This is a genomic window from Bacteroides timonensis (assembly GCF_000513195.1).
Taxonomy (GTDB): Bacteria; Bacteroidota; Bacteroidia; order Bacteroidales; family Bacteroidaceae; genus Bacteroides; species Bacteroides timonensis.
Map to the genome: position 1 here is coordinate 1 of NZ_CBVI010000156.1, position 18220 is coordinate 18220.

18 protein-coding genes, 1 tRNA gene and 1 pseudogene are annotated in these 18220 nt (G+C 41.1%); 18 read left to right on the forward strand and 2 right to left on the reverse strand.

Translation table 11 applies throughout. The features are described from left to right. The 3 genes and pseudogenes from BN161_RS25940 to BN161_RS25950 form a co-directional block, all read left to right on the forward strand. Nucleotides 1-489 (forward strand): AraC family transcriptional regulator (locus BN161_RS25940; RefSeq protein ID WP_044271838.1); only part of this gene is annotated, 489 nt, incomplete at its 5' end. 17 nt (nucleotides 490-506) lie between these two features. After that, nucleotides 507-1344: pseudogene (locus BN161_RS25945) on the forward strand (zinc finger domain-containing protein). 190 nt (nucleotides 1345-1534) lie between these two features. After that, a complete protein-coding gene (locus BN161_RS25950) occupies nucleotides 1535-2308 on the forward strand; it encodes a class I SAM-dependent methyltransferase (protein ID WP_044271840.1) in 774 nt (257 codons plus the stop codon). Nucleotides 2309-2363: 55 nt separating this feature from the next. Here the strand turns inward: BN161_RS25950 and BN161_RS25955 are convergent, their stop codons facing one another. Next, the gene (locus tag BN161_RS25955; RefSeq protein ID WP_044271842.1) at nucleotides 2364-2987 is read right to left on the reverse strand and encodes a hypothetical protein; all 624 of its coding nucleotides are present in this window, start codon (nucleotides 2985-2987) and stop codon (nucleotides 2364-2366) included. 164 nt (nucleotides 2988-3151) lie between these two features. On the opposite strand from BN161_RS25955, the gene BN161_RS25960 reads away from it, so the two are divergent. Next, nucleotides 3152-3934 (forward strand): DUF4377 domain-containing protein, encoded by a 783-nt coding sequence (locus tag BN161_RS25960; RefSeq protein WP_044271845.1) that lies wholly within the window; start codon nucleotides 3152-3154, stop codon nucleotides 3932-3934. A gap of 236 nt (nucleotides 3935-4170) precedes the next feature. Beyond that, a complete protein-coding gene (locus BN161_RS25965) occupies nucleotides 4171-6462 on the forward strand; it encodes an outer membrane beta-barrel family protein (RefSeq protein WP_044271847.1) in 2292 nt (763 codons plus the stop codon). A 72-nt stretch (nucleotides 6463-6534) separates the two neighbouring features. Here the strand turns inward: BN161_RS25965 and BN161_RS25970 are convergent. Beyond that, a tRNA-Asp gene (locus BN161_RS25970) sits at nucleotides 6535-6608 on the reverse strand. Between the two features lie 339 nt (nucleotides 6609-6947). On the opposite strand from BN161_RS25970, the gene purU reads away from it, so the two are divergent. From purU to BN161_RS26035, 13 genes are all read left to right on the forward strand, one after another. Beyond that, entirely contained in the window at nucleotides 6948-7805 is an 858-nt protein-coding gene (gene purU, locus BN161_RS25975) for a formyltetrahydrofolate deformylase (RefSeq protein ID WP_007209755.1), read from the forward strand. 9 nt (nucleotides 7806-7814) lie between these two features. After that, complete coding sequence (gene hisH, locus BN161_RS25980) at nucleotides 7815-8408, forward strand: imidazole glycerol phosphate synthase subunit HisH (RefSeq protein ID WP_044271849.1); 594 nt, start codon at nucleotides 7815-7817, stop codon at nucleotides 8406-8408. Nucleotides 8409-8424: 16 nt separating this feature from the next. Further along, nucleotides 8425-9156 carry a 1-(5-phosphoribosyl)-5-[(5-phosphoribosylamino)methylideneamino]imidazole-4-carboxamide isomerase gene (gene hisA / locus BN161_RS25985; RefSeq protein WP_044271850.1) on the forward strand — a complete coding sequence of 244 codons (732 nt, stop codon included), beginning with the start codon at nucleotides 8425-8427 and terminating at the stop codon, nucleotides 9154-9156. A gap of 82 nt (nucleotides 9157-9238) precedes the next feature. After that, the gene (hisF, locus tag BN161_RS25990) at nucleotides 9239-9997 is read left to right on the forward strand and encodes an imidazole glycerol phosphate synthase subunit HisF (protein ID WP_007209752.1); all 759 of its coding nucleotides are present in this window, start codon (nucleotides 9239-9241) and stop codon (nucleotides 9995-9997) included. Nucleotides 9998-10070: 73 nt separating this feature from the next. Further along, entirely contained in the window at nucleotides 10071-10682 is a 612-nt protein-coding gene (gene hisIE, locus BN161_RS25995; protein ID WP_125910935.1) for a bifunctional phosphoribosyl-AMP cyclohydrolase/phosphoribosyl-ATP diphosphatase HisIE, read from the forward strand. A gap of 38 nt (nucleotides 10683-10720) precedes the next feature. Beyond that, nucleotides 10721-11446 (forward strand): cell division ATP-binding protein FtsE, encoded by a 726-nt coding sequence (locus BN161_RS26000; RefSeq protein WP_007209750.1) that lies wholly within the window; start codon nucleotides 10721-10723, stop codon nucleotides 11444-11446. Nucleotides 11447-11467: 21 nt separating this feature from the next. Next, the gene (locus tag BN161_RS26005) at nucleotides 11468-12787 is read left to right on the forward strand and encodes an aspartate kinase (RefSeq protein WP_022391971.1); all 1320 of its coding nucleotides are present in this window, start codon (nucleotides 11468-11470) and stop codon (nucleotides 12785-12787) included. A 130-nt stretch (nucleotides 12788-12917) separates the two neighbouring features. Beyond that, nucleotides 12918-14078 carry a diaminopimelate decarboxylase gene (lysA, locus tag BN161_RS26010; RefSeq protein WP_044271854.1) on the forward strand — a complete coding sequence of 387 codons (1161 nt, stop codon included), beginning with the start codon at nucleotides 12918-12920 and terminating at the stop codon, nucleotides 14076-14078. 158 nt (nucleotides 14079-14236) lie between these two features. Further along, entirely contained in the window at nucleotides 14237-14551 is a 315-nt protein-coding gene (locus BN161_RS26015; RefSeq protein WP_044271858.1) for a nucleotidyltransferase family protein, read from the forward strand. Then, the gene (locus BN161_RS26020) at nucleotides 14548-14955 is read left to right on the forward strand and encodes a HEPN domain-containing protein (RefSeq protein WP_044271860.1); all 408 of its coding nucleotides are present in this window, start codon (nucleotides 14548-14550) and stop codon (nucleotides 14953-14955) included. The genes BN161_RS26015 and BN161_RS26020 overlap by 4 nt, the downstream gene beginning before the upstream one ends. Nucleotides 14956-15284: 329 nt before the next feature. Further along, complete coding sequence (locus tag BN161_RS26025) at nucleotides 15285-16118, forward strand: Rpn family recombination-promoting nuclease/putative transposase (RefSeq protein WP_044271862.1); 834 nt, start codon at nucleotides 15285-15287, stop codon at nucleotides 16116-16118. A gap of 169 nt (nucleotides 16119-16287) precedes the next feature. Beyond that, nucleotides 16288-17292, forward strand: a complete 1005-nt coding sequence (locus tag BN161_RS26030) for a tyrosine-type recombinase/integrase (RefSeq protein WP_044271863.1) — start codon at nucleotides 16288-16290, stop codon at nucleotides 17290-17292. 387 nt (nucleotides 17293-17679) lie between these two features. Further along, the coding region (locus BN161_RS26035) for a DUF3575 domain-containing protein (protein ID WP_044271865.1) at nucleotides 17680-18220 on the forward strand (541 nt) is incomplete at its 3' end.

An 18220-nucleotide genomic window follows, 5' to 3' on the forward strand; every position in this document is an offset into this window, starting at 1 on the left:
ACTCATGATAGTATGCCCGAGGCTAAAATTAAACGTATCAATACTTTGAAAGCCGTTTGCATAGAAGTAGGTGATACTTTTCGTGATAAATATGCTTACACTACAATCTGGAAGCAATTACTGCATTATAAAGCAGTTCATTTGCAGAATGGTCCCGGTAATCGTTTTGTGAGTATAAGTCAGGATAATCCTTGGATTACACCGATGGAACAACGGCGGTTCTATATCGGGGTTCTTGTTGAAGAGAGTGTCAAGTCCGAAGGGAAATTATTACTTCGGGAAATTCCCGGAGGGATGTACGCTGTTTTCAGGTATAAAGGCAGTTATTCTGATTTACCTGAATTTTATAAGACGATCTATAATCAATGGTTTCCTTACAGTATGTATCATCAGAAACGTCCGTTGACGTTTGAGGTGTATCTTAATGCACCGGATGAAACGCCGGTTGAGGGATTGTTGACCGAGATTTATATTCCTATTGATAGATAACTAAATGATATAAGAGTATGTTAGAATTGCCAGAAGTACTTACACTGAGTAAGCAAGCCAATGATGTTTTAAGTGGTAAAACGATTACGCAAGTGTTCAATGCTACCAAGCCTCATAAGTTCACGTTCTATAGTGGCGATCCACTGGAGTATGGGAAGTTACTCGTCGGAAAAACGATTCTGTCGTCTAAGGGATATGGAATGTTTGTTGATTTTTACCTGTCGGGCAATGTGATGATGAATATCGGTGATGGGGTGAGCGCACGTTACTATAATCCGGGTGATAAAGTTCCTGTCAATTACCAATTGCTGCTGACTTTTGAAGATGAATCGTTTCTTGTATTCACGGTTGCCATGTATGGTTTTATCAGTGCCTATCCCGATGGCGTTATCGACAATAAATATTATACGATAAGCCGTGAAAGTATTTCCCCGTTGAGTGATGCTTATTCGGAAGCGGAATTTGAGAAACTATTTGCTTCAGCAAAAAAAAACATTGACGGCTAAAGCTCTGCTGGCTACCGAACAACGTATTCCGGGTGTAGGCAATGGGGTAACGCAGGATATTCTGTTCAATGCCGGGATTCACCCGAAACAGAAAGTGCTTGACCTGTCGGATGGACAGAAAGGGGAACTTTTTAAATCTCTGAAGGATACCTTAATGGCTATGACTTCAGGAAGGGGCCGTGATACCCAGACAGATCTTTATGGAAATGAGGGAGGGTATAAAACGATTCTTTCTTCCAAAACATGGAAGAATCCCTGTCCGCGCTGTGGCAGTGTGATTGTGAAAGAAGCCTATCTTGGAGGGTCGGTTTACTATTGTCCTGAGTGTCAGAAGATAAAAATCCTATAATTATTTGCAGGAATAAAAAGTCTGCCTATCTTTGTGGCGATATAAAAAATGTTGGATGTTTAAAGTTAAGAAGGATTCGGTAAGTAAATAACTGTGGGCATTATGCTCTCGGTTATCCTTTAGTTCACTCGTGCATATTCTTGCAGGAGTTATTTTTATACCTATATATTAACAATAAAATTTAAACATCATGAGTAACGAAAATAAATCTATTCACGAATTCGATTTTAGTTTAATCTGCGAATACTTTTCAAGTGTAGAACGTCAGGGACCGGGAAGTGCTGAAACAACAATCAAGGCTCTTAGCTTTGTTGAGGGGCTTACGGATAAATCTATGATTGCTGATCTGGGTTGTGGCACAGGTGGCCAAACGATTACGCTGGCGCAACATACTCCGGGACAAATCACAGGCATTGATTTGTTTCCTGATTTTATCAACCAATTCAATAGTAATGCCGAGCACTTTAACCTTCAGGACAGAGTGAAAGGTATTATTGGATCAATGGATGAACTCCCGTTCCGGAATGAAGAATTAGATCTTATCTGGTCGGAAGGAGCCATCTATAATATTGGTTTTGAATACGGGTTGAATCTATGGTGTCCGTTTTTAAAGAAAGGCGGTTATATTGCCGTATCAGAGGTATCATGGTTCACTGACGAACGTCCGGCTGAGATCAATGATTTCTGGATGGATGCTTATCCTGAAATAAATACGATTCCCAATAAGCTGGCACAGATGCAGAAGGCCGGATATATCCCTGTAGCCTGTTTCTGTATACCGGAAAATTGCTGGATCGAGCATTTCTATATGCCGCAGGTTGAAACCCAAGAAAACTTTCTACGAAAATATGCGGGTAACCAGGCTGCTGAAGGACTGATTGCCAATCAGCGTCATGAGCAACAATTATACTATAAGTATAAAGACTTTTATGGTTATGCATTCTACATCGGAAAGAAAATCTAAATAAAGAAAAGGCCGTATCAGAATGGATGATAATCCTTTGTTGATACGGCCTCTTTTATGGGTTGTAAAACTCTAATTCATCCACTGTTTTCCATCCAAAGATACCGTTTTTTATTGTAACATGCAATATACATCCCATGGCTACTTGTGCATCTATGGGGACATGGAAGTAAAGGCAGTCGTCAGGATTATCCTGGTCGACAGCTTTCAGAATTCTGCATTCAGGCAATATGGTCCGATAACGAGCCAATTTATTGGGTTTTAGAAAACGGATTTCTGTTACTCTGTATTCTTTGCGTACGGGAGCCCTGCTTGCCAACCAATGATTCATATTCAGTAACAGATTGATACCCATACCGTGAAAAAGCATCCCTATGACAATGCCACAGGCGATGGTCTTCAGGTAATATCCGACTTTTGTGTATTTATCTGCCAGTAGTATGCCAATAACAATGACAAGAATGGCAGTGAAGAGCATCACGAATGCCATGAGTGGGCGATAACTGATACCCCGAAATGCTGTTTGCTGGAGCAATACAGTGCTGGGAGTGGCCAGATAACCCACTCCGACAAGTATTGCCAGGATCACAATTACTATCAGCCAGACATATATAGATTGCCTGCGCTCTTTCTTTTTTTCCCGGATTTGTCCGGTAGTTGTTATTCTTCGATATCTCATTCTGTTGACGAAGGTACGCTTTTATATCTTCATATAGCCTATCTCCTTTAAAATTCTATTCAAGCTTCTTCTGAGAAAAGAAATAAAAGGCTTTGTTTATAATAAGCTTAAAGAGATTTTGTATATCTTTGCATAATTAAAAAACTAGACTTAAAGAAAACATAATGAAGACAAAACGTTTATTAGGATTATTGCTATTAATCCTGTCAATCACTGGCTTTGTTGCTTGTAGTGATGATGAACCACAAGACAAAGTAAAAACTGTAAAAATGCTTATTTCTGACAAAACAGGTACTTATCAGCCTTGGGGAAGTGATTCTCCCATCGATTGTATGCTGGTGAAAGAAGAAAGTGAAAGCGACTACAAAACGCTGGATTTTCAAGGAATTACCGATTTCGTTTACGAAAAAGGCTATGAGTATGCTTTATGGGTTGAGAAAAGAACCTTGGTTGATCCTCCCGCTGATGGGAGTAGCATTGTCTACAAATTGATAGATGTAATATCGAAGGCAAAAGTAGAGTATGAATACACTATAAAAGTAGATGGTCCTAATCCTTTTATCCTGTCTCCCGAAGGTGGTGAATATGAAATACCTTTTACCTGTAAAGCGAAGAAATTTGCAGAGGGTAGCCTGGTTGAAGATAGGTATATTTCTTTAAAAGGGTTGAGATATAATATGGGTACCAATTACGGAGGACTGACAAGAGTCGTAAAAGATAGCGATAAGGTTGGGTTTTATAAATTTGTAATAGAAGGTATTCCACGCTTTAATATGAAAGCGGCTCCTGTATGGTATTGTGGTATTTACACTCCGGATGCAGATTTACTTTTCGGACCTGAGCCGGAGCCTATTTATAAGCAACTATTTGAACAACCGCAAACAGAGGGTGAGGATTATTTTATATATTCGGTAGTCTTTATGTCTACAGGCACATTTGCTGAATAAACTCTAAAATAAGATTTGAAATTACCTGAACCGTGTCAGGTTTTGGTAGGCTGTGAGAGTATATTAGCAGATGCATCAAGAGTTATGGCTGAATCTTATATTTAAGAATATTAAATGTTTTTCTTCTTTATAAACCAAATATGATTTTTTCGCTTCGTCTATAAACAGAGAAATCAAAACATGAAATTTCTGTAATCCGAGCTAATGGTGACATTAGTATCTGTAAATGACATAGAATGATGCGATTGAATAAAGTAATCTTATCTGTAATCAGCTATATTGTAGTAGGCAGTTTTCAAACAGTCGTATGGGGACAAACCATTAGCGGCAAAATAATAGACAGTGAACAGCGCCCCATAGAGGGAGCAACCATTGTATTGCAAACGGTAGACTCTATTTATATAGATGCGTCGATATCAAACGATGACGGTATATTCACTTTGAATGGCCAACAAGAAAAATACCGCTTGATTATCCAACATCTTTTATTTCATACGAAGCAAGTAACCGGCAATGGGAAAAATGCCGGGACTATTCAGTTACAGCCTCAGGATTATGCCTTGGATGAAGTGGTGGTAAAGGCGGAACGCCCATTTGTAAAAGTGGAGAATGGACGTTTAGGTTATAATCTCGCTGTTTTATCTGAAAAGCAAGTAGTGAATAATGCCTATGAAGCATTGATGAGGTTACCGGGAGTGCAAGAAAGTAAGGGGGCGTTGACTCTGGTCGGTGCAGGAAATCTGACTGTAATCCTGAATGGAAAACCTACCACAATGGATGTCGGGCAGCTTGAAACTCTTTTGCGTAATACTCCGGTAAACAGGGTGGAGAAAGTGGAAGTAATGTATAGTGCTCCCCCTGAATATCATGTACGGGGAGCGGTTATCAATGTTGTTTTAAAACGCTCGAATGACTATTCTTTTCAAGGAGAAGTAAGTACTGATTATAAGAACCAATATTTTAATAGCGGTGGCATGAAAGGGAATTTCCGTTTATCGACACCCAAGATTGCTTTTGATGTGATGTATGGAGCGAATGATGTGAAGAATATGGAATATATAGACCTCGATTCCAGGCATGCACTGAAGAATGAACAGTACAATATCAGCCAGAATGAGCAATTACGCAGTAAGTATTGGAATCACAATTTCAGAACTGCGTTTGAGTATAATTTCAATGACAATCATACAATCAATGTGATATATACAGGTAGCTATAGTCCCAATCAGCATAATAGTAGCGAAACGACAGGAAATTATCAAACCAGTAATGTAGATAAATATCTTGATACGCAGATGAATAATGTCACATTGCAGTATCATTCAGGATTTGGGCTTGAAATAGGTGGTGATTATACGCATTATAAATCCGACAATCATCAAAGCCTCTATGCCGACTATCAGGATGGCAGGCAAAGCAGTTTTTCAATGGTTGGCGGACAAAGAATAGATCGCTATTCTATTTATGCAGATCAAAAGCATCCATTATCTAAAGGATGGAGTTTAGGGTATGGGGCATCCTATCGGTTTGCAAAAGATCGTGATTTTCAAACTTATGATAAGGTAGTGGGGGATATTCATACTCAGAATATGTATTCTGATCTGAAAGAACAGACTACTAATTTTTATGTGTCATTCAGTAAAAACTACGAGACAGGAGTTTCGTTCTCAGTATCGGCTACGGGAGAATACTATACTATCGGCAATTATCATAAATGGGCGGTTTATCCACAGGCATCGCTGACTTACTTTAAAACGCCAAAGCATACATTCCAATTCTCCTTATCTACAGATAAGACGTATCCGGGCTATTGGGATATGCAATCGTCTGTTAGTTATCTCAACGGGTACACTGAACTATGGGGAACGCCGGGATTGAAACCTATGACTAATTACAATCTGAACGGGAGTTATATCTTGAAGCAAAAATATATTTTTAACCTGTTCTTTATGCATACTCCAGATTACTTTATACAAACTCCTTATCAATCTACAGACAGACTGGCGCTAATTTATAAAAATACAAACTGGAACTATATGCAGTTGTGGGGAGCAAATATCATATTACCTTTCAAAACCGGAAATTGGTTGGATTCTCGATTGACTTTAACCGGTATACAGATGAGGCAACGTTGTGATGATTTCTTTGATATACCTTTTAATCGAAAAAAGTGGGTGTTCAGTGCTATACTGGATAATACTTTTAAAGTGAATAAAAATCTGGCTTTTGAATTGATGGGGAATGTGCAAACACCGGTTATACAAGGAACATTCGATATTGAATCCATCTTTAATCTTACTGCCGGATTGAAATGGGGTTTTGCAAACGACAGGATGAGCCTTTCCGCTCGTTGTAATGATATTCTTAATACAGGGATGCCTAAGACAAAAGTTCGTTTCAAGGGACAAGACTTAGATATGAACAGTGCTTTCTATTCGCGGACTTTTACTCTGAATCTCAGTTATCGCTTTGGAGGGTATAAGAAAAAGAATTTGAAAGAGGTGGATACATCAAGGTTTGGAATGTAATTGCTATTAGACGGAATCATCCGGTATACTGAACAAAAAAGCTCTGAAATCATTCAATTTCAGAGCTTTAAGCGGTGCGTACGGGACTCGAACCCGTGACCCCATGCGTGACAGGCATGTATTCTAACCAACTGAACTAACGCACCATAATTTCATTTCTTTTATTGCTTTCTCTCTCGATTGCGGTTGCAAAGGTAGGCATTTCTTTGAAACCTGCAATAGCTACGATGAATTTTTTTTGCTTGATTTTATCACTTTTCCTTTTATATCCTCATTTTGAGAACATTGGAATATGAAAAAAAATAAGTTCTTGCAGAGCTTTTTGTGAAAGGGGATTGGGATGGTTTTGTAATGAAAACGAAGCTTTCTGTTGCTTGATTTAAACTTCTTGCTCGAAAACTTCGTTATTTTACAATAAATCGTTATTTTTGCAAACTCAAATCGAGAAAATTGTAATTTGAAAACGATAAAAACGATAATTTAGGATGATGAAAACGGCTAAACTGTTACTTCACTGTCCCGACAAACCGGGAATTCTGGCAGAAGTGACAGATTTTATAACGGTAAACAAGGGAAATATTATCTATCTGGACCAATATGTCGATCATGTGGAGAATATCTTTTTCATGCGTATCGAGTGGGAATTGAAGAACTTCCTGATACCGCAAGAGAAAATTGAAGATTATTTTGCTACGTTGTACGCACAGAAATATGAAATGTTTTTCCGTCTCTATTTCTCGGATACGAAACCACGCATGGCAATATTTGTGTCTAAGATGTCACATTGCCTGTTTGATTTACTGGCACGCTATACGGCAGGAGAGTGGAACGTCGAGATTCCTCTTATTATAAGCAACCATCCCGACTTGCAACATGTAGCCGAACGTTTCGGAATACCTTTCTATCTGTTCCCTATTACAAAGGAGACAAAAGAAGAACAAGAGAAAAAAGAAATGGAATTGCTGGCAAAACATAAGGTGAACTTTATTGTACTGGCGCGTTATATGCAGGTGATTTCAGAACGGATGATTGATGCATATCCCAATCGGATTATCAATATTCATCACTCTTTCCTTCCTGCATTTGTGGGAGCAAAACCTTATCATGCAGCATTTGAGCGTGGTGTGAAGATCATTGGTGCTACCAGTCATTATGTAACAACAGAATTGGATGCAGGACCGATCATTGAACAAGATGTGGTTCGTATCACTCATAAAGATACTGTAGAAGATCTTGTAAATAAGGGAAAAGACCTGGAAAAGATTGTTCTCTCACGTGCCGTGCAGAAGCATATTGAGCGCAAGGTACTGGCATATAAGAATAAAACAGTGATATTTAGTTAAGGTATATTCATGAAAGTAGCGATTATCAAATATAATGCGGGTAATATTTATTCGGTGGATTATGCGCTGAAGCGTTTGGGCGTGGAAGCTGTGGTAACGGCGGATAAAAATGAATTGCGTGCGGCGGACAAAGTGATCTTTCCAGGTGTGGGTGAGGCGGAAACAACCATGAAGTTTCTGCGTGCCAGTGGTATGGATGCATTGATTAAGGAACTTAGGCAGCCTCTTTTAGGGATATGTCTGGGTATGCAAGTAATGTGTCGCCATTCTGAAGAAGGAGGAGATGTGGACTGTCTGGGTATTTTTGATACGGAGGTAAAGCGTTTCGTTCCACAGAAGCATGAGGATAAAGTGCCTCACATGGGTTGGAATACGCTCACAGAGACGAACAGTGGTTTATTCAAAGGTTTTACAAAAGAAGAGTTTGTCTATTTTGTGCATAGCTTCTACGTTCCGGTCAATGAATATACAGCTGCTGTGACGGACTATATACAACCGTTTAGCGCTGCCTTGCATAAGGATAATTATTACGCTACCCAATTCCATCCAGAGAAGAGTGGGGGGGTGGGAGAACGTATCCTGCGCAATTTTTTAGAATTATAATTAAGTAGATGAATATATGATAGAGCTTATTCCTGCAATAGATATTATCGACGGAAAGTGTGTTCGCCTTTCACAAGGCGACTATGATAGTAAGAAGGTGTATAACGAAAATCCGGTAGAAGTGGCCAAAGAGATGGAGGCGCACGGTATTCGCCGGCTTCATGTGGTAGACTTGGACGGAGCGGCTTCTCATCATGTAGTCAATTATAATGTTTTGAATAGAATCACCTCACAGACTTCCCTGATAGTTGATTTCGGTGGTGGTGTGAAAAGTGATGAAGACTTGAAGATAGCTTTTGAGAATGGGGCGCAGATGATTACAGGCGGCAGTATTGCGGTGAAAAATCCTGAGTTGTTCTGCCATTGGCTGGAAGTTTACGGCAGTGAGAAGATAATTCTTGGTGCGGATGTGAAAGACCGGAAGATAGCTGTGAATGGCTGGAAGGACGAAAGTGCTTGCGAATTGTTCCCTTTCCTGAAAGAATATGTAGAGAAAGGTATTCAGAAAGTAATTTGCACGGATATTAGTTGTGACGGTATGTTGCAGGGGCCTTCTATTGAACTGTATAAGGAAATGCTGGAAGAACATCCCGACCTTTACCTGATAGCAAGTGGCGGTGTCAGCAGTATGGAAGATATACGTGCATTGGAGACGGCTGGGGTACCGGCTGTTATTTTTGGTAAGGCTCTGTATGAAGGGCGTATTACTTTGAAGGAAATTGAAAGATTTATGATTTATGATTTATGATTTATGGAGGCGGATATATGCGGTTTCTAAGTTTTCATTCATAAGTCATAGATCATAAATTATAAATCATAAATCATTAAAGGTGTTAGCGAAAAGAATTATTCCCTGTCTCGATATCAAAGACGGACAAACAGTGAAAGGAACCAATTTCGTCAATTTGCGTCAGGCGGGCGATCCGGTGGAACTGGCACGTGCGTATAGTGAGCAAGGTGCTGATGAATTGGTTTTTCTGGATATAACAGCCAGCTTTGAAGGTCGCAAGACATTTGCAGAGTTGGTGAAGCGCATTGCTGCCAATATTAGTATTCCGTTTACGGTAGGTGGTGGTATCAACGAATTGAGTGATGTAGACCGTCTGCTGAATGCCGGTGCAGATAAGATTTCTATCAATTCTTCTGCAATTCGCCGTCCCGAACTGATTGATGAAATAGCTAAGAACTTCGGTTCGCAGGTATGTGTGTTGGCGGTAGATGCCAAACAAACTGAAAAAGGCTGGTGGTGCTATCTGAATGGAGGCCGCGTAGAAACAGATAAAGAACTGTTTACCTGGACCAAAGAAGCTCAGGAGCGTGGTGCCGGAGAAATACTTTTCACCAGCATGAATCATGATGGCGTAAAGACCGGATACGCTAATGAAGCGCTTGCTGAAATGTCTGATAACCTCTCTATTCCGGTGATTGCATCGGGCGGAGCAGGAGCAAAAGAGCATTTTCGTGATGTGTTTTTGCAAGGAAAAGCAGATGCGGCGTTGGCAGCCAGCGTTTTTCATTTCGGAGAAATTAAAATTCCCGATTTAAAATCGTATCTTTGCGCCCAGGGAATCTCGATGCGAACGGTGTAAGGGGATGATAAAATGGTAAGATGATAGGATGCTTATACCGCATTATAATTCGTAAATTGTAATTCGTAATTATATAAAAATGGATTTTGATAAAATGAACGGACTTATTCCGGCAATCATACAAGACGCAGACACCGCTAAGGTGTTAATGTTGGGCTTCATGAATAAAGAAGCTTACGACAAAACGGTAGAAACCGGTAAAGTGACTTTTTTCAGCCGCACCAAGAACCGTCTTTGGACGAAAGGTGAGGAGAGTGGTAATTTCCTGAATGTCGTTTCTATTAAGGAAGACTGTGATCAGGATACATTGCTGATTCAGGTACACCCTGTGGGACCAGTTTGCCATACAGGCACGGATACATGCTGGGGTGAGAAGAATGAACAGCCTATAATGTTCCTGAAGCATCTTCAGGATTTTATTACTAAGCGCCATGAAGAGATGCCGGAAGGTTCTTACACAACCAGTCTGTTTGAGTCAGGTGTGAATAAAATGGCACAGAAAGTGGGTGAAGAAGCTGTGGAAACAGTGATCGAAGCTTGTAACGGAACCGATGAACGGTTGATCTATGAAGGAGCCGATTTGATATACCACCTCATCGTGTTGTTAACATCCAAAGGATACAGTTTGGAAGATTTGGCACGCGAATTGCAGGAACGTCATAGCGCTTCGTGGAAGAAACACTAATTCGTAAATTGTAATTCGTAATTTGTAATTATAGAAAGATGGCTGAACCGCTGATACGATATAAAGATGTGGAAGTACACCAACAGGACTTGTGCGTGCTGAATGAGGTAAACCTTGAGCTGCAGAAGGGAGAGTTTGTGTACCTTATCGGTAAGGTAGGTTCGGGTAAGACCAGTTTGCTAAAAACACTCTACGGAGAACTGGATATCACTGCCGGCGAAGCAATGGTACTAGGGTATGATATGAGTCGTATTAAGCGCAAGCATATTCCGCAGTTGCGTCGTAAGTTGGGAATCGTGTTCCAGGATTTCCAATTGTTGACTGACCGCACGGTGAACGATAATCTTGCTTTTGTATTGAAGGCTACGGGCTGGAAAAACAAATCGGAAATAAAAGATCGTATTGCTGAAGTGCTGATGCAGGTGGGAATGGGTAATAAAGGATATAAGTTCCCTAACGAACTTTCGGGAGGCGAACAGCAACGCATCGTTATTGCCCGTGCTATGCTCAACTCTCCGGAGATTATCCTGGCGGATGAACCGACCGGTAATCTGGATGCGGAAACGGGACGTGCCATTGTAGGACTATTACATAACATCAGCCGCACGGGTGGCTCACTGGTATTGATGACTACGCACAACCTCCATCTGCTTCACGAGTTTCCGGGACAGGTATATCGCTGTGCAGGTCATCAAATAACAGATGTAACGTCCGAGTATTCGGGGATGATGCCGACTGTAGAAGAAACAAATAATAATATATAATCATTTAATACAGGAACGAAAATGAAAGTTTTAAAGTTTGGAGGTACTTCCGTAGGTTCTGCACCGCGGATAAAGGAAGTAGCCAAATTGATCACTGATGGTGAACAGAAGATAGTTGTACTCTCGGCTATGTCGGGCACAACTAATACATTGGTGGAAATTTCGGACTATCTGTACAAGAAAAATCCGGAGGGTGCCAACGAAATCATTAACAAGCTGGAGGCTAAATATAAACAGCATGTGAATGAGTTGTATTCCACTCCCGAGTATAAACAGAAAGGCCAGGAACTGATTAAATCTCATTTTGACTACATCCGTTCTTATACCAAAGACCTTTTCACGCTGTTTGAGGAGAAAGTGGTTCTGGCACAGGGAGAACTGATCTCTACTGCCATGATGAACTATTACCTGCAAGAGTGTGGTGTGAAGTCCATTTTGCTTCCGGCTTTGGAATATATGCGCACCGATAAGAATGCTGAGCCCGATCCTGTATATATTAAGGAGAAACTTCAGATGCAGTTGGAATTGCATCCCGGTGCTGAGATTTACATCACACAAGGATACATTTGCCGCAACGCTTACGGAGAAATAGACAATCTGCAACGTGGTGGAAGCGACTATACCGCTTCTCTGATCGGTGCAGCTATCAATGCTTCCGAAATCCAGATATGGACCGATATCGACGGTATGCACAATAATGACCCGCGTATCGTTGACAAGACTGCTCCTGTACGTCATCTTCATTTTGAAGAAGCTGCCGAGCTGGCTTATTTTGGTGCGAAGATTCTTCACCCCACTTGTATACAGCCTGCCAAGTATGCCAATATCCCGGTGCGTCTGCTGAATACGATGGACCCGACTGCTCCTGGTACTATGATTTCCAATGATACTGAGAAGGGCAAAATTAAGGCAGTTGCAGCAAAAGATAACATTACGGCTATTAAGATTAAATCCAGCCGCATGTTGCTTGCTCATGGTTTCTTGCGCAAGGTATTTGAAATATTTGAAAGCTATCAGACTTCTATCGATATGATTTGTACTTCTGAGGTAGGAGTATCTGTATCTGTTGATAATACAAAGCATCTCAACGAGATTCTGGACGACCTGAAGAAGTATGGAACCGTTACGGTGGATAAGGATATGTGTATCGTCTGCGTGGTAGGTGATTTGGAATGGGAGAATGTCGGTTTCGAAGCGAAGGCACTGGATGCCATGCGCGACATACCGGTACGAATGATCTCATTCGGTGGTAGTAACTACAATATTTCTTTCCTCATCCGTGAGTGCGACAAGAATAAGGCATTGCAGTCGCTTAGTGATGCACTGTTCAACGAAGAATAAGAGAAATAAGAAAGTACAGATATAATATGATATGGAACGCAAACTACACAAATTGCACAATGCGCTGATAAAGGCTCTTGTGTAATTCGCGTAATTTGCGTTCTTTTCTTTATAAACAAAGTTTTGAAGTATGAAAGGAACATTCCCCATAAATAAATTCCGTGAGCTGCGTACCCCTTTTTATTATTATGATACGAAGGTGTTGCGCGACACTCTTTCCTGCGTGCGTGCAGAAGCCGCTAAGTATGGCAATTTTGAGGTACATTATGCTGTGAAAGCAAATGCTAATCCGAAGGTACTTACCATTATTCGTGAGAATGGACTGGGCGCCGATTGTGTGAGTGGGGGAGAAGTGCGCGCTGCCATCAAGGCTGGCTTTCCTGCGAATAAGGTTGTTTTTGCAGGAGTAGGTAAGTCCGATTGGGAGATCAACCTGAGCTTGGACTACAATATCTTCTGTTTCAATGTGGAGTCTATTCCTGAGTTGGAAGTAATTAATGAATTGGCGGCTGCTAAAGGTAAGATCGCTAATGTCGCTTTCCGTATCAATCCTAATGTAGGTGCACATACGCATGCCAACATCACTACCGGGCTGGCAGAGAATAAGTTTGGTATCAGTATGCAGGATATGAACGATGTGATAGACGTGGCACTGGATATGAAGAATGTGAAGTTCATCGGATTGCACTTCCACATCGGTTCGCAGATATTGGATATGGGTGATTTCGTTGCCCTATGCAATCGTGTAAATGAATTGCAGGACAAGCTGGAAGCTCGCCGCATCCGCATCGAGCATATCAATGTAGGCGGTGGACTGGGTATTGATTACAAGCATCCCAACCGTCAGGCAATACCTGATTTTAAGGATTACTTCTCTACTTATGCCGAACATTTGAAACTGCGTTCTTATCAAACGCTCCATTTTGAATTGGGGCGTGCCATAACGGGGCAGTGTGGTTCACTTATCTCGCAGGTGCTTTATGTAAAACAGGGAGCGAATAAGAAATTTGCCATCCTTGATGCCGGTATGACGGATTTGATTCGTCCTGCATTGTACCAGGCTTATCATAAGATAGAAAATATCACTTCCGAAGACGCAGTTGAAACTTATGATGTGGTAGGTCCTATTTGTGAGTCATCGGATGTATTCGGGAAAGCGATAGACTTGAATAAGGTGAAGCGCGGAGATTTGATAGCGTTGCGTTCTGCAGGCGCTTATGGTGAGATAATGGCTTCGGGTTATAACTGTCGTGAGTTGCCACAGGGGTATACTTCGGACGAGTTGGTGTAAGGAATAACCTTTTGCAGATTGACGGTATTCGTCATTTGGCAAAGGATTAAGAATATTATTGCGGGCGAATGGCTATTCTCCTTAAAGAAATATGATGGTTTTAGTATCTGTATAGAGGAGAAATGCTTATATTTGTACATAAACTCAAATTACTAAAAATGAGACGGTCAGAGATTATAGAACAGATAAGAAAAACAGTATGTGGTATAGCGCCTACGGCAAAAACCATTTTGTTTGGTTCGGAAGCACGGGGGGAAGCTCGTTCCGACAGTGATATTGATTTGCTGATTCTGCTTGAAGGAGAGAAACTGACATTGGCTCAGGAAGAAGCAATAACTTTGCCCCTTTATGAATTGGAATTGAAAACCGGCGTTGCGATTAGTCCGATAGTAATGTTGAAGAAGCTTTGGGAAAATCGTCCATTTAAGACTCCTTTTTATGTAAATGTAGTAAATGAAGGTATTGTGTTATGAAAGAAATATTGGATGAAGAAAGTAAAAAGGCACTTATTTCTTATAGAATACAACGTGCTTATGAGACGTTGAAAGAAGCAGAAGTGATGATACGCGAGTCATTTTATAATGCAGCGGTAAATAGAATGTATTATGCGTGTTATTATGCGACTGTTGCTCTTTTGCTAAAGAATGATATTCAAACTCAGACGCATAACGGAGTGAAGACGATGCTTGGTTTGCATTTTATTTCGACTGGGATACTTCCTTTGAAGGTAGGCAAGACTTTCACTACTTTATTTGAGAAAAGGCATAGCGGAGATTATGATGATTTTGTGTATTGCGATGAAGAAATGGTCGGTGAGTTATATCCGCAAGCAAAAGTTTTTGTAGATGCGGTTGATGGTTTAATTAAAGAATCTTAGCAACATTGATAGATAGTTTGTGGAATGGCTGAATCTGCTCCCATAAGCATATACATTAAGCGTGCACCTTTATTATAAGGTTTGCACGCTTTTTCTTTGTATTCCCCTCACTTTCTTTGCTTTGTATTCACAAACATTACGCCTTTGATTCCTGTTATCAGGACTCATTTTGTAGTGTGCAACTTTAAATCCAGCCGCTATAACTGTCGTGAGTTGCCGCAAGGGTATACTTCGGACGAGTTGGTATAGAAATATCTGTGCAAAAAAGAGCTATTTATAGCATAAGTTGAATAATTCTCTATATCTTTGTTGTTACATAACACACAACGATGGGAAAATTTATCAATCCGTTTACCGATTACGGTTTTAAGAAAATATTCGGCCAAGAGATTTCTAAGGATTTGTTAATAGACTTTTTAAATGTTTTGCTGAAGGGTGAACGGGTGATAACTGATCTCACATTCTTGAACAATGAACAGTTGCCTGAGTATGACGAAGGGCGAGGTCTTATCTACGATATTTATTGCAGTACAGATACTGGCGAGAAGATAATCGTAGAGATGCAGAATAAGTCGCAGTTGCATTTTAAGAAACGTGCCCTTTATTATCTCTCTAATGCGATAGTGCAACAGGGCGAAAAAGGTAATGAATGGAAGTTCAATATAAAGGCTGTATATGGAGTTTTCTTTATGAACTTTCTGTTCAACAGCAATGTTAAGTTGAGGACAGACGTCATTCTTGCCGACCGTGATACAGGTGAATTGTTTACTGACAAGATGCGTCAAGTGTTTATAGCCCTTCCTGTTTTTAAGAAGGAGGAAGAAGAATGCGAGAATGATTTTGAACGTTGGATATATACATTAAAGAATATGGAGACACTGAAACGAATGCCATTTAAGGCCCGCAAGGCAGTCTTCGAAAAACTGGAAGAAATTGCCGATGTAGCTTCTCTTAGTAAAGAGGAACGGAGACGCTATGAAAATAGTGTAAACGTGTACCGCACTAATTTGTGCGTGATGGATGCAGCGAAGGAGGAAGGACGTGAGGAAGGTGCTAAAGAAAAGAGTCTGTCTATAGCTCGTTCTTTGAAAGAACTCAATACTCCCGTTGATGTAATAGTGAAATCTACCGGCCTTTCCGAATCAGAAATCGCCGCCTTATAAACCACACCCCTATAAGCATATATATTAAGCGTGCACCTTTATTATAAGGTTAGCACGCTTTTTCTTTGTATTCTCCTCACTTTCTTTACTTTGTATTCACAAACATTACGCCTTTGATTCCTGTTGTCAGGACTCATTTTGTAGTGTGCAACTTTAAAGGATAAGAGTTATGAATACAGAAAAGATTAAGAAAGGTACAGAAAAGATTGAGAAAGATGAAGGAAGGATGGACCTGTCGCTGTATATGGCGGAGGTCATTGAAGAATTGAAGGAGGACAAGAAGCATCCGGCGGTGCATACTTACACCAGCACCTTGCATTCCTTTGCAGCGTTTTCCGGCGGTGCAATGCCCGTGAATGAAGTGTTTACTCCCGGACGGCTGAAAGAGTATGAGCAGTGGCTGCTGCAAAGGCGGCTGAGTTGGAATACCATTTCCACCTATATGCGCACCTTGCAGGCTGTGTACAACCGTCTGTCTCCGCCCGGCACACCGGAGCACAACCCGAAACTCTTTGATGATGTGTATACCAAGGTGAAGTCCCAGACCAAGCGGGCACTGACGGAGGAACAGATGGCACAGCTGATATATGCAGATTCCGGTACATTTCCCGAAAGGTTGCGACGCACGCAGGCATATTTCCAGCTGATGTTCCTCTTCCGTGGCATGCCGTTCATAGATTTGGCCTATCTACGTAAGATAGATGTGCAAGGCAACAGGATTGTGTATCGCCGCCACAAGACCGGCAAACAGATGACGGTGTGCATCCCCCGGGAAGCATTACCCCTACTGAAAGAGTTTAAAGACAAGAACGAGGCTTCCCTCTACCTTTTCCCCATATTGAATACTGAGACGAAAGGAGATTATGCCTTGTACAAATGTTATCAGAAAGCGCTGCGCAATTTCAATAAGATGCTGCGGCTATTGGCAAGAGACTTGTTACCCGGTATAAAAATCAGCTCCTATACCGCCCGCCACACATGGGCCACACTGGCCTATCACATGAAGATGCCTATCGGAATTATCAGCCAGGCATTGGGGCACTCCTCGATACGGGTAACGGAAACCTATCTGAAACCCTTCGAAAACGAAAGGGTAGATAAAGAGAATCGTAAGTTGATTTCTTCTGTCAGAAAGAGTAGATGGAAGAAAAATGTAACATACAATATATTATGAAACAGGATATTATATAAGTAATTACTTATCAAGTAACGGCTATTTCCGCCTGCAAAGTTTAAAATTTTCCTTTATTTATCCAAATAAAAACATGATTATCTACTAAAAAACACAAAAATATATTTATTCAGGACTAAAAAGCACACAAAACTCCATATAACTCCGGTTCTTTTTCGCAAAAACACATGAAACCGTTATCCATCTTTGAGCTTTCAAATACGGACTGCCTTTTTATTCACTTCACTGGCGTGCAAAATGTCTTTTTTCTCTAAAACGTTCGTTGGAAAACTCTTTTCCCTCCGCTCGATTGTGTGATATTAGCCGTTACTTGATAAGTAACAGCCCCAAAACAAACAATAATAATGATAACGCTACTATTTCATGCTTATGAAACTCACTCTTTTCCTTCTCTGGCTATTGGTATTCTCCTATCCGGGGTTACATGCTCAGCGTACAACTTTGCGTACCAATCTATTATTTTGGGGTACAACTACCCCAAATGCCGGAGTCGAGTTCTCGTTAGCCCGCAATTTCACCCTTGCACTGGACGGCGGTTATAACGCCTGGCAATTTCCCAACGACATGAAACTCAACCTTGCTTTCGCCCAACCGGAAGTCCGCTACTGGTTCTGTCGCCGCTTCGAAGGCCATTTCGTCGGTATTCATGGACACTATGCCCATTTCAATATCGGACAGATTGACTTCATTCCCGGCATGAAGGAGCATGTTTACCGCGGCGACCTGTACGGTGGTGGCATCAGCTATGGTTACCACTGGGCTATGGGCGACCGTTGGGGTATGGAAGTGACCGTAGGAGGCGGTTATGCCCAACTCTCATACGACAAATACCTCTGCCGCGACTGTGGCGAACGGGTAGGCCAGTTCAAGCGTACCTACTTCGGTCCTACCCGCGCCGGGCTTTCACTCA

Coding starts and splice junctions, on each gene's coding strand:
- BN161_RS25965 (WP_044271847.1), top strand. CDS start 4,171: ATGATGCGATTGAATAAAGTAATCTTATCTGTAATCAGCTATATTGTA.
- hisA (WP_044271850.1), top strand. CDS start 8,425: ATGATAGAGCTTATTCCTGCAATAGATATTATCGACGGAAAGTGTGTT.
- BN161_RS26000 (WP_007209750.1), top strand. CDS start 10,721: ATGGCTGAACCGCTGATACGATATAAAGATGTGGAAGTACACCAACAG.
- purU (WP_007209755.1), top strand. CDS start 6,948: ATGATGAAAACGGCTAAACTGTTACTTCACTGTCCCGACAAACCGGGA.
- BN161_RS25955 (WP_044271842.1), bottom strand. CDS start 2,987: ATGAGATATCGAAGAATAACAACTACCGGACAAATCCGGGAAAAAAAG.
- hisH (WP_044271849.1), top strand. CDS start 7,815: ATGAAAGTAGCGATTATCAAATATAATGCGGGTAATATTTATTCGGTG.
- BN161_RS25950 (WP_044271840.1), top strand. CDS start 1,535: ATGAGTAACGAAAATAAATCTATTCACGAATTCGATTTTAGTTTAATC.
- BN161_RS26015 (WP_044271858.1), top strand. CDS start 14,237: ATGAGACGGTCAGAGATTATAGAACAGATAAGAAAAACAGTATGTGGT.
- BN161_RS26005 (WP_022391971.1), top strand. CDS start 11,468: ATGAAAGTTTTAAAGTTTGGAGGTACTTCCGTAGGTTCTGCACCGCGG.
- BN161_RS26030 (WP_044271863.1), top strand. CDS start 16,288: ATGAATACAGAAAAGATTAAGAAAGGTACAGAAAAGATTGAGAAAGAT.
- BN161_RS25960 (WP_044271845.1), top strand. CDS start 3,152: ATGAAGACAAAACGTTTATTAGGATTATTGCTATTAATCCTGTCAATC.
- lysA (WP_044271854.1), top strand. CDS start 12,918: ATGAAAGGAACATTCCCCATAAATAAATTCCGTGAGCTGCGTACCCCT.
- BN161_RS26020 (WP_044271860.1), top strand. CDS start 14,548: ATGAAAGAAATATTGGATGAAGAAAGTAAAAAGGCACTTATTTCTTAT.
- BN161_RS26025 (WP_044271862.1), top strand. CDS start 15,285: ATGGGAAAATTTATCAATCCGTTTACCGATTACGGTTTTAAGAAAATA.